Source organism: Kitasatospora sp. NPDC015121, from assembly GCF_055562955.1.
Window position 1 is genome coordinate 1 of the sequence record NZ_JBVHEH010000070.1, and the last position, 10876, is coordinate 10876.

Consider the following 10876-nt stretch of genomic DNA (forward strand, 5'->3'; position numbering starts at 1 on the left):
AGCGACGCGCGCGGGGGGGGGGGGGGGGCGCGGCGGGGCGGGGGGGGGGGGGGGGGTGGGGGGGGGGGGGGGGGGGGGGGGGGGGGGGGGGGGGGGGGGGGGGGGGGGGGCGCGGGGGGGGGGGGGGGGGGGGGGGGGCGGGCCCGGCGGCGGGGCGGGGGGCGGGGCCGGGGGGGGGGGGGGCCCCCCCCCCCCCCGCGTCCGGCGGCGCCGGGTCAGCGCCGGGTGGGCGCGGGGGGCCGGTGGTCGGGGTCGTGGACCTCGCCGACCAGCTCCTCCAGCACGTCCTCCAGGGCGACCAGGCCGAGCTGGCGCCCGTCCGGGTCGACCACGGCGGCCAGGTGGGCGGCGGCCCGGCGCATCGCGGCGAGCGCGTCGTCCAGCGGCAGGCCGGAGCGCAGCACGGTGATCGGCCGCCACAGCCGGGCCGGGACCGGCGTGGCGAGGTCGTCGGCCTCCAGCGAGTCCTTGAGGTGCAGGTAGCCGAGGACGGTGCCGTCCTCGTCGGCGACCGGGAAGCGCGAGAAGCCGGTGCGCACGGCCAGCCGCTGGATCTCCTCGCCGGTGACCTCGCGGCCGACGGTGACCAGCTGCTCGGGCGGGAGCAGCACCTCGGTGACCGGGCGGCTGCCCATCTCCAGGGCGTCCTCCAGGCGTTCGCGGCGGCTGTCGTCGAGCAGCCCGGCCTCGCCGGAGTCGGTCAGCATCAGCAGCAGCTGCTCGCTGGTGGCGACCGAGTCGACCTCGTCCTTGGGTTCGACCCGGAACAGCCGCAGCACGCCGTTGGCGAAGGCGTTCAGGAAGGCGATGAACGGGGCGAGCCAGCGGGCCAGCCGGTCCAGCGGCGGGCCGAGCCAGAGCGCGGCCTTCTCCGGGCCGGCCAGCGCGAGGTTCTTCGGGACCATCTCGCCGACCACCATGTGCAGGAACACCACGATGCTCAGCGCGACGGCGTAGCTGAGCGGGTGCATCGCCGAGTCGGGCACGCCGAGGGCGTGGAAGACCGGCTCCAGCAGGTGCGCGATGGTGGGTTCGGCGAGCGCGCCGAGCAGCAGCGAGCAGACGGTGATGCCGAGCTGGGCGGCGGCCAGCATCGCGGAGACGTTGGACAGCGCGTGCAGCACGGTGCGGGCGCGCTTGTCGCCGGCCTCGGCGAGCGGTTCGATCTGGCTGCGGCGCACCGAGATGACGGCGAACTCGGCGCCGACGAAGAAGGCGTTGCCGAGCAGCAGGAGCAGCGAGAAGGCGAGTTGCAGGGCGCTCATCGGGTGCCGTCCTGGTCGTCGTGCTGGTGGTCGCGCACGCGCCGGACCTCGACCCGGCTGGTGCGGTGCCGGTCGACCGCGGTGACGGTCAGCTCCCAGCCGGGCAGGTGGGCCCTCTCGCCGACCGCGGGGAGCTTGCCGAGCAGGTCGGCGAGCAGGCCGCCGAGCGTCTCGTACGGGCCGTCGGGGGCGTTCAGGCCGATCTTGGCGAGCTGGTCGAGCCGGGCCCGGCCGTCGGCGTCCCAGACCGGCAGGCCGTCGCGCGGGGCGAGCGGGCGCAGGTCGGGGGTGTCGGCGGGGTCGTGCTCGTCCTGGACCTCGCCGACCACCTCCTCGACGATGTCCTCGATGGTGGCGACGCCGGCGGTGCCGCCGTACTCGTCGACCACGACGGCCATCGGTTCGCGGCCGCGCAGCAGGTCGAGCAGCCGTTCGGCGGGCATCGTCTCGGGCACCAGCAGCGGCGGGGCGGCCAGGTGGCGGACCTTGGTGTGGTCGCGGCGCCCGGCGGGGACGGCGAGCGCGTCCTTGAGGGTGACGGTGCCGGTGACCTCGTCGAGGCTGTCGGCGTACACCGGGAAGCGGCTCAGGCCGGTGGCCCGGGTCAGGTTGAGCACGTCGGTGGCGGTGGCGTCCTCCTGGAGGGCGGCGACGTCGATCCGCGGGGTCATCACGGACTCGGCGGTCAGCTCGCGCAGGCCCAGGGTGCGGACGAACAGCGTGGCGGACTGCTCGTCCATCACGCCGGCCTGGAAGGAGTGCCGGGCCAGGGCGACGAGTTCGTCGGCGGTGCGGGCGTGGCCCAGCTCCTCCTGCGGTTCGACCCCGAAGGCGCGGACGATCCGGTCGGCGGAGCCGTTCAGGAAGGAGATCAGCGGCCGGCAGGCGGCGGAGAAGACCCGCTGCGGGCCGGCCACGGCGTAGGCCACCTGGATCGGGCGGGAGATCGCCCAGTTCTTCGGGACCAGTTCGCCGATCACCATCTGGATCACGGTGGCCAGCACCAGGCCGACCACGACCGCGGTGCCGCGGGCCGCCGACTCGGGCAGGCCGATCGCGGTGAACACCGGGCCGAGCAGGGTGGAGAGCGCCGGTTCGGCGAGCATGCCGACCACCAGCGAGGTGATGGTGATGCCGAGCTGGGCGCCGGAGAGCTGGAAGGACAGCTGGTGCAGGGCCTTGGAGAGGCCCTTGGCGCGCCGGTCGCCGGTGGCCGCGGCGCGCTCGACGGTGCCGCGGTCGGCGGTCACGAACGCGAACTCGGCGGCCACGAACAGGCCGTTGGCGAGGATGAGCAGGAAAGCCGCGAGCAGCAGGAGCCAGGCGGTGGTCATCGGGCCGCCCGCCTTCCCCGGCTGGAAACGTGCGCGGCGGCGCGGGTACTACCGGACGGATCGTCCATCGAGGGGAGGTGTCACTCCTCAGGTCGCGGGTGGACGCGGGGAGCCCGGTTCTCGGGTGGGCTTTGCCGCGGTTTTACCAGCGTAGACGATACCCGAACGCTTCTCGGAGCCTGTTCGACCCGTCCTTCCGGGGCGTGTCAGGCCCGGGGCGCCCGCCGGGGCGGGTCAGGCCCGGGGCGCGGCGTCGGCGTGCTGCTGCTCGACCAGGTCGCGCAGGGCGCGGGCGGCGGCGATCGCCTGGGCCCGCCCGCCGCCGGGCTGGATGCCGACGGCGGCCAGCGCGGTGCCGTCCGCGAGGTCGAGCATCACCCAGGGGTCGCCGGCCTTGAAGTTCACCCGGACCACCTCGGCCCAGGAGAGCCGGCGGCGGCGGACGAAGTTGACCACGGTCAGGCCGTCGGCGTCGGCGACCACCTCGGGGCGGGCCAGCACCAGGCCGACCGCGGCGAACAGCAGGCCGGAGCAGACCATCATCACCCGGTCGTTGACCTGCCAGTTCGCCGGGAGCGCGACGGCCAGCACCACGAACAGCACCACCAGCACGGCGCTCAGGGTGTAGAGCACGACGCGGTTGCGGCGGGGCGCCCAGGTGACCGGCAGGACGGTGGTGGTGGCGGTGGACACGGGTGGCTCCAGGGTGGGGCGGGGGCCGGGGGCGCCGGTCCCCGCCCGGTGGCGGGTCGGGGTCAGATGCGGCAGGCGTGGATGTTGGTGACCAGGATGGCGCGGGCGCCGATCGCCCACAGGTCGTCCATGATCCGCTGGGCCTCCTTGCGGAGCACCATCGAGCGGACCGCGACCCAGCCCTCGGTGTGCAGCGGCGAGACGGTCGGCGACTCCAGGCCGGGGGTGAGGGCGACGGCCTCGCCGACCTTCTCGGCGCGGATGTCGTAGTCCATCAGCACGTAGCGGCGGGCCACCAGCACGCCCTGCAGGCGGCGCAGGAACTGCTCGACCGAGGCGTCCTCACCGGCGCCCTTGGGGCGGATCACCACGGCGTCGGAGACCAGGATCGGGTCACCGAACACCTCCAGGCCGGCGTTGCGCAGGCTGGTGCCGGTCTCCACCACGTCGGCGATCACGTCGGCGACGCCCAGGTGCACGGCGGTCTCGACCGCGCCGTCCAGCTTGGTGACGGTGGCCTTCACGCCGTGCTCGGCGAGGTGCTGCTCGACCAGGCCGGTGTACGAGGTGGCGATCCGCAGGCCCTCCAGGTCCCGGACGCCCGCGATCGGGGTGCCGACCGGCTTGGCGAACCGGAAGGTCGAGCCGGCGAAGCCGAGCGCCAGCACCTCCTCGGCCTCCGAGGCGGAGTCCAGCAGCAGGTCGCGGCCGGTGATGCCGACGTCGAGCCGGCCGGAGCCGACGTACACGGCGATGTCGCGCGGGCGCAGGAAGAAGAACTCGACCTGGTTGTCCGGGTCGACCAGGACGAGTTCCTTGGCCTCCTTGCGCTGCCGGTAACCGGCCTCATGGAGCATCTCCGCCGCGGGACCCGAGAGCGAACCCTTGTTGGGGACGGCGATGCGGAGCATGAGTGGCGAACCCTTCGCGTTGGCGATCAATGGAGGCGTGCTTAGAGGTACTTGTAGACGTCTTCGAGCGTCAGCCCGCGGGCGATCATCATCACCTGGACGTGGTAGAGGAGCTGCGAGATCTCCTCCGCCGCCTCCGCGGGCGACTGGTACTCGGCGGCCATCCAGACCTCGGCGGCCTCCTCGACGACCTTCTTGCCGATCGAGTGGACGCCCTGCTGCACCAGCTGGGCGGTGCGGGAGGTCTGGGGGTCGCCGGTGGCGGCCTTCTGCTGGAGCTCGGCGAAGAGCTCCTCGAATGTCTTGGAAGCCATGATGGGCTCACCTTACGGGGTGCGGGCTGACGGACGGTAAACGGTTCCGCACCGTGGACGGTCCGGTGGACGGCCCGACGGTGGCGGAACCCGCTGACGGCCGCCGGCTACCGGCGGGGGCCGAGCGCCCCGCGCAGCGCGGCCGCGGTGGCGACGGCGGCGGTGACCGCCTCGTGGCCCTTGTCCTCGGCGGAGCCGGGCAGGCCGGCCCGGTCCAGCGCCTGCTGCTCGTCGTCGCAGGTCAGCACGCCGAAGCCGACCGGGACGCCGGTGTCCACGGTGACCTGGGTGAGGCCGAGGGTGGCGCCCTGGCAGACGTAGTCGAAGTGCGGGGTGCCGCCGCGGATCACCACGCCCAGCGCGACCACCGCGTCGTAGCCGGCGTCGGCCAGCCGCTTGGCGGCGACCGGCAGTTCGAAGGTGCCGGGCACCCGCAGCTCGGTCGCGCCGTCGACGCCGAGCTCCTTCAGGGCGCGCCGGGCACCGTCCAGCAGGCCGTCCATCACCTGCTGGTGCCACTGCGCGGCGACGACGGCGACCCGCAGGTCGGCGGTGTTCTCCAGGTTCTCCGGGGACAGGACGGGGGCTCCGTGGCCGGCCATGGTGGTCTTCTCTCTGTTCGTCGTTCGTCGTTCGTCGTTCGGTGTGCGGCGTTCAGCGTGCGGCGCCGGGCGGTGCCGCGGGGGTCACTTGCCGTCGTCGTCGAGCCACGGCAGGTCGTGGCCCATCCGGTCGCGCTTGGTGCGCAGGTAGCGCAGGTTGTGCTCGCCCGCGGCGGTGGGCAGCGGGCGGCGGGCGGCGACCTTGAGGCCGTGGTCGGTGAGCGCGGTCTGCTTGGCCGGGTTGTTGCTGAGCAGGGTCAGCGAGCGGACGCCGAGGTCGGCGAGCACCTGCGCGCCGATCGAGTAGTCGCGGGCGTCGGCGGGCAGGCCCTGGTCGAGGTTGGCGTCGACGGTGTCCAGGCCCTGCTCCTGGAGCTGGTAGGCGCGCAGCTTGTGGGCCAGGCCGATGCCGCGGCCCTCGTGGCCGCGCAGGTAGAGCACCACGCCGCGGCCGGCCTCGGCGACGGCCGCCAGCGAGGCCTGCAGCTGGGGGCCGCAGTCGCAGCGCAGCGAGCCGAACACGTCGCCGGTCAGGCACTCGGAGTGCAGCCGGACCAGGACGTCCTCGCCGCCGGGGATCCGGCCGTCCGCGTCCAGGCCGCCGGCCACCAGGGCCAGGTGCTCGGTGCCGTCGATGGTGCCGCGGTAGCCGACGGCGGTGAACTCGCCGTGCTCGGTGGGCAGGGCGGTGACGGCGGCGCGGTCGACGTGCAGTTCGGTGCGGCGGCGGTAGGCGATCAGGTCCTCGATCGAGATGATCGCCAGGCCGTGCTCGCGGGCGAAGGCGTGCAGCTCGGGCAGCCGGGCCATGGTGCCGTCGTCGTTGACCACCTCGGCGATGCCGCCGGCCGGCGGGAGCCCGGCGAGCCGGGCCAGGTCGACGGCGGCCTCGGTGTGGCCGGGGCGGACCAGCACGCCGCCGTCGACGGCGCGCAGCGGGAAGACGTGCCCGGGGCGGGTCAGGTCGGCGGGCCCGGTGCCGGAGCTGGCGAGCAGCTTGACGGTGCGGGCCCGGTCGGCGGCCGAGATGCCGGTGGAGACGCCGTCGCGGGCGTCCACCGAGACGGCGTACGCGGTGCCCTTGCGGTCCTCGTTGACCTGGGTCATCGGGGGCAGCTTGAGCCGGTCCAGGTCGGGGCCGGTCATCGGGACGCAGATCACGCCGGAGGAGTAGCGGACGGTGAAGGCCAGCAGTTCGGGGGTGGCGGCGGAGGCGGCGAAGACGATGTCGCCCTCGTTCTCGCGGTCCTCGTCGTCGACCACGATCACGGCGCGGCCGAGCGCGATGTCGGCGACGGCCCGCTCGACCGGGTCGAGGGCGAGCGGCTGGGCGGCGGACGCGGGCTCGGACGCGGGCTCGGGCGCGGTGCTCATGCGGTGGCTCCCTTGACGGGCGGGGCGGACGGGGCGGGCCGGGACGCGCGGGCCTTCGTCCACCAGCTGGCCAGCCCGGCCAGCACCAGGACGAAGTAGACGGTGAAGGTGAGGGCGGTGAAGGTGTAGCCGTGGTGGTACGCGTAGGGCACGCCGACCAGGTCGACGGCCAGCCAGGCGAACCAGAACTCGACCCAGCCCCGGGCCTGGGCGTACATCGCGGCGAGCGTGCCGACGAAGATGTAGGCGTCGAACAGCGGCGCCCAGGACAGCTTCGGGACGGCGTGGAACAGCGCGGCGACGGCGGCGGTGCCGGCCGCGGTGCCGAGGACCAGCAGGGTCCGCTCGGGCCAGCTCGCGAAGCGGACCTCGACCCGGCCGGTGTCGCGGCGGCCGCGGTTCCACTGCGCCCAGCCCCAGACCGAGGCGACGATGACGATCGCCTGCTTGCCGATCAGGCCGGGCACGTGGCCGCCCCAGAACGCCAGGATCAGCACGGTGCCGGCCAGCAGTTGGGCGGGCCAGGTCAGCACCGAGCGGCGCCAGCCGAGGGCCAGGCCGGCCAGGCCGATCAGGTTGCCGGTCATGTCGGCCACCTTCACCTGCTCGCCGAACGCGGTGAAGGCCAGCTCTCCGAACGAACTCACTTGGTTCCCCCCAAGGTGTCGGGCAGTGCGCGGGTGTCGAGCAGCCGCTCGACGTACTTGGCGAGGACGTCCACCTCGAGGTTGACGGGCTCGCCGACCTGCTTGGCGCCCAGCGTGGTGAGCTCCAGGGTGGCGGGGATCAGCGAGACGGTGAACGAGTCGAGGGCCGCCTCGACGACGGTGAGGCTGACTCCGTCCACGGTGATCGACCCCTTCTCCACCAGGTAGCGCGAGATCGGCTGCGGCAGGGTGAAACGCAGCACCTCCCAGCGCGGATTCCCGTCCGCGTCGAGGTCGCCGGGCTCCCGGGAGAGCAGCGTGCCGGTGGCGTCGACGTGCCCCTGCACCAGGTGGCCGCCGAGCCGGGCGCCGAGCGCCATCGCCCGTTCCAGGTTGACCCGGGAGCCGGGGCGGAGCACGCCGAGGCTGGAGCGCCGCAGCGTCTCGCGCATCACGTCGGCGCTGAACTCGCCGTCGTGGTGGTCCAGTTGCTCGTTGTCGTCGAGGACGGTCAGACAGACGCCGTTGACCGCGATCGAGTCGCCGTGCCGGGCGTCGGCCGTCACGAGGGGGCCGCGCAGGCGGATGCGCGAGGATTCGCCGATCTCCTCGATGGAGACGACCTCGCCGAGCTCTTCGATGATGCCGGTGAACACCCGGGTTCTCCTCGCGCTGCTAGGGCGCGGACTCCGGGGCGGCTCGTGGGATCCGACTGCGGACGTGTGCCGACGGGGCGCACCCGGGACGCACGGGCGTGGGCCGCCCGGCACGGGTTCGCTGCCGTCCTGCTCGCACCCCGGCCTCGGGTGGCCGTGGTGGTGACACACTTCGTCCGCCGCGCACGCCTCCCATCCGGACTTTAACCGTCGGTCCAGGAATTTCACCTGGTCAACCGGCCGCTGGCTGCGGACGGGTCGCGGACTGTAACCGCCGGTTCGGATTTTCACCGACCCCGGAGTGCGCTGAACGTCACTTCTTGACTGCACCGACATTCTTGCACGCGCGGGCACTCCCTCCGCAAGGAACGCGTCCTGTGGCCTGGTTCACTCCCGGAGCGCACGGTGGGAGGGAATAGTTCTCCGCACGGAGGACTCCCGGCCGAGGAGTTGAGCCCCGATGGCGATGTTCATGGACGTCCACCACGGGATGGCGGGCATCACCGCCGAGCAGTTGAAGGCCGCGCACGAGGCGGACCTCGCGGCGCAGGGCGAGGAGGGCGTGGAGTTCCGGCAGGCCTGGGCCGACCCGGACTCGGGCACCGTGTACTGCCTGTCCTCCGCCCCGACCCGGGAGGCCGTGCAGCGCGTGCACGAGCGGACCGGGCACCCGGCGGACGAGGTGCACCCGGTGCCACTGCAGGTCTGAGGGCCCCGTCGGCGGCGGTGTGAGCGGAGGTAGCGTCGGGTGCACGCTGGAGGTACGGGTCTGCGGCCGCCGCGCCGGACAGGGCATAGGCGGAACTTTGAGCAGGCATAGCTCCGGCTTATGACGACATAAGCCGGAGCCCCGTACCGGCCGCGCCCGCCGGCCGGGAGGCTGGGCGGTACGCGCCCCGAGTCGAACAGGAGTACCTGCCCATGCCCCGCCCCGTCCGGGTGGCCATCGTCGGTTCCGGCCCCGCCGGGATCTACGCCGCCGACGCGCTGCTGAAGTCCGACCTGGCCGCCGCCCCCGGCGTCTCCATCGACCTGATCGAACGGCTGCCCGCCCCCTTCGGCCTGATCCGCTACGGCGTCGCCCCCGACCACCCCCGGATCAAGGGCATCGTCACCGCCCTGCACCAGGTCCTCGACAAGCCGCAGGTCCGCCTGCTCGGCAACGTCGACTACCCCGGCGACCTCTCGCTCGACGAGCTGCACCGCTTCTACGACGCCCTGGTCTTCGCCACCGGCGCCGAGGCCGACCGCGACATGGACATCCCCGGCATCGAGCTGGACGGCTCGTACGGCGCCGCCGACTTCGTCTCCTGGTACGACGGCCACCCCGAGGTGCCGCGCACGTGGCCGCTGGAGGCCGAGCAGGTCGCCGTCCTCGGCGTCGGCAACGTCGCGCTGGACGTCGCCCGCGTCCTCGCCAAGACCGCGGACGAGCTGCTGCCCACCGAGATCCCGCCGAACGTCCACGAGGGCCTGGCCGCGAACCGCGCCGTCGAGGTGCACGTGTTCGGGCGGCGCGGCCCCGCGCAGGCCAAGTTCTCGCCGATGGAGCTACGCGAACTCGACCACTCCCCCACCATCGAGGTCGTCGTCGACCCCGAGGACATCGACTACGACGACGCCTCGATCGCCACCCGGCGCGCCAACAAGCAGGCCGACATGGTCGCCTCCACCCTGGAGAACTGGGCCATCCGCGACGTCGGCGACCGACCGCACCGCATCCACCTGCACTTCTTCGAGAACCCGGTCGAGGTGCTCGGCGCCGACGGCAGGGTCGTCGCGCTGCGCACCGAGCGCACCGCACTCGACGGCACCGGCAACACGGTCGGCACCGGCACCTTCCGCGAGTGGCCCGTCCAGGCCGTCTACCGGGCGGTCGGCTACCGCTCCGACGAACTCGCCAAGCTGCCCTTCGACCCCCTCAGCGCGACCGTCCCGCACGAGGCCGGCCGCGTCCAGGAGAACGGCGCCCACCTGCCCTCCGTGTACGTCACCGGCTGGGTCAAGCGCGGCCCCGTCGGCCTGATCGGCCACACCAAGGGCGACGCCAACGAGACGATCGCCTGCCTGGTCGCCGACCACGCCGCCGGCCTGCTCCGCCCCGCCGCCGAACCCGCCGAGGACGCCGTCGTCGACTTCCTCCGCGGCCGGGGCGTCGACTTCACCACCTGGGAGGGCTGGCACCACCTCGACGCCCACGAGAAGGCCCTCGGCGCGGCCGAGGGCCGCGAGCGGGTCAAGGTCGTCGACCGCGTCGCCATGCTGGACGCCTCGCGCAGCGAGCGGTCCGCGGAGCGCAACAGCGCGGCGCGGTAGGCGCGCGGGCGGGACCAGCAGCGCGGGGGCGGCGGTCCGCCGGGCCGGACTCCCCCGGGCCGGCGGCTCCTAGACTGGGCCGGTGCCGAAGACCAGTGCCGCCCCCGCCGCCGACGACCGCACCCGACAGCGCCGGGCGCTGGTCGCGGCCGCCCGCGCGCTGCTGGTGTCCGAGGGCGACACCGCCGCCGTCACCCTCACCGCCGTCGCCCGGCGCGCCGGCCTGGCCCGCACCAGCGCGTACCGGCACTTCGCGAACCGGTCCGCGCTGCTGGCCGCCGTCGTGCACGAGTCGACCCGGGCATGGACGGAGCGGACCGCCGCCACCGCCGACCCCGCGCAGCGGGTCGCCGCGTACGTCCGGGCCCGGTGCGAGCTGGTGCGCGACGGCGAGCACCGGATCGCCCGCGCGCTGGCCGCCGCCCCGGCCGGCGACCGGGACGCGGCGGCCCTGCGCGAAGCCGCCGAGGAGGCGCACCGCCGCCTGCTGTCCCCACTGGTCACCGCCCTCACCGACCTCGGCGACCGGACGCCGCTGCGCACCGCCCGACTGCTCCAGGGCCTGGTCGACGCCGCCGTCACCGCCCTGGAGTCCGGCGCCCCGCACCGTCCCACCACCGAGCGGACCGCCGCCCTGGCGCTGGCCTCGCTGGCGGCCCTGCGCGAGGTCTAGATGTACTGACCCGTGAGGTTGGTTACGCGGCTGGCGGGTGGTTTGCCTGCGAGTGCGGTGTGTCCGCGGTGGTGATTGTAGGTATGGAGCC

At 74.1% G+C, this 10876-nt stretch carries 12 protein-coding genes and 1 riboswitch; of the genes, 3 read left to right on the top strand and 9 right to left on the bottom strand.

The window, feature by feature from the left end:
- Positions 1–215: 215 nt before the first annotated feature.
- From ACZ3J7_RS40300 to ACZ3J7_RS40340, 9 genes are all read right to left on the bottom strand, one after another.
- Positions 216–1265 carry a hemolysin family protein gene (locus ACZ3J7_RS40300; RefSeq protein WP_465628370.1) on the bottom strand — a complete coding sequence of 350 codons (1050 nt, stop codon included), beginning with the start codon at positions 1263–1265 and terminating at the stop codon, positions 216–218.
- Positions 1262–2599 (bottom strand): hemolysin family protein, encoded by a 1338-nt coding sequence (locus ACZ3J7_RS40305; RefSeq protein WP_465628372.1) that lies wholly within the window; start codon positions 2597–2599, stop codon positions 1262–1264. Before ACZ3J7_RS40305 ends, ACZ3J7_RS40300 begins: the two co-directional genes overlap by 4 nt.
- 234 nt (positions 2600–2833) lie before the next feature.
- Positions 2834–3292 carry a PH domain-containing protein gene (locus ACZ3J7_RS40310; RefSeq protein ID WP_465628374.1) on the bottom strand — a complete coding sequence of 153 codons (459 nt, stop codon included), beginning with the start codon at positions 3290–3292 and terminating at the stop codon, positions 2834–2836.
- Between the two features lie 62 nt (positions 3293–3354).
- On the bottom strand, positions 3355–4203 hold the full coding sequence (gene hisG / locus ACZ3J7_RS40315; protein ID WP_465628376.1) for an ATP phosphoribosyltransferase: 849 nt from the start codon (positions 4201–4203) through the stop codon (positions 3355–3357).
- Positions 4204–4244: 41 nt separating this feature from the next.
- On the bottom strand, positions 4245–4517 hold the full coding sequence (locus ACZ3J7_RS40320) for a phosphoribosyl-ATP diphosphatase (RefSeq protein WP_014134310.1): 273 nt from the start codon (positions 4515–4517) through the stop codon (positions 4245–4247).
- 107 nt (positions 4518–4624) lie between these two features.
- The gene (gene ribH, locus ACZ3J7_RS40325) at positions 4625–5119 is read right to left on the bottom strand and encodes a 6,7-dimethyl-8-ribityllumazine synthase (RefSeq protein ID WP_465628378.1); all 495 of its coding nucleotides are present in this window, start codon (positions 5117–5119) and stop codon (positions 4625–4627) included.
- Between the two features lie 84 nt (positions 5120–5203).
- Positions 5204–6493, bottom strand: coding sequence for a bifunctional 3,4-dihydroxy-2-butanone-4-phosphate synthase/GTP cyclohydrolase II (locus tag ACZ3J7_RS40330; protein ID WP_465628380.1), 1290 nt, complete (start codon positions 6491–6493; stop codon positions 5204–5206).
- Complete coding sequence (locus ACZ3J7_RS40335) at positions 6490–7140, bottom strand: nicotinamide mononucleotide transporter family protein (RefSeq protein ID WP_465628382.1); 651 nt, start codon at positions 7138–7140, stop codon at positions 6490–6492. The genes ACZ3J7_RS40330 and ACZ3J7_RS40335 overlap by 4 nt, the downstream gene beginning before the upstream one ends.
- Positions 7137–7796 carry a riboflavin synthase gene (locus ACZ3J7_RS40340; RefSeq protein WP_465628384.1) on the bottom strand — a complete coding sequence of 220 codons (660 nt, stop codon included), beginning with the start codon at positions 7794–7796 and terminating at the stop codon, positions 7137–7139. Before ACZ3J7_RS40340 ends, ACZ3J7_RS40335 begins: the two co-directional genes overlap by 4 nt.
- Positions 7797–7976: 180 nt before the next feature.
- A riboswitch (FMN riboswitch) is annotated at positions 7977–8104 on the bottom strand.
- Positions 8105–8256: 152 nt separating this feature from the next.
- Here ACZ3J7_RS40340 and ACZ3J7_RS40345 point away from each other — a divergent pair.
- The 3 genes from ACZ3J7_RS40345 to ACZ3J7_RS40355 all read left to right on the top strand — a co-directional run bounded on the left by ACZ3J7_RS40345 (position 8257) and on the right by ACZ3J7_RS40355 (position 10785).
- Positions 8257–8505: an SCO4226 family nickel-binding protein gene (locus ACZ3J7_RS40345; RefSeq protein ID WP_465628386.1), complete on the top strand. Its 249-nt coding sequence runs from the start codon at positions 8257–8259 to the stop codon at positions 8503–8505.
- 212 nt (positions 8506–8717) lie between these two features.
- On the top strand, positions 8718–10112 hold the full coding sequence (locus ACZ3J7_RS40350) for an FAD-dependent oxidoreductase (protein ID WP_465628388.1): 1395 nt from the start codon (positions 8718–8720) through the stop codon (positions 10110–10112).
- Between the two features lie 82 nt (positions 10113–10194).
- Complete coding sequence (locus ACZ3J7_RS40355; protein WP_465628390.1) at positions 10195–10785, top strand: TetR/AcrR family transcriptional regulator; 591 nt, start codon at positions 10195–10197, stop codon at positions 10783–10785.
- The last annotated feature ends 91 nt before the right edge of the window (positions 10786–10876 follow it).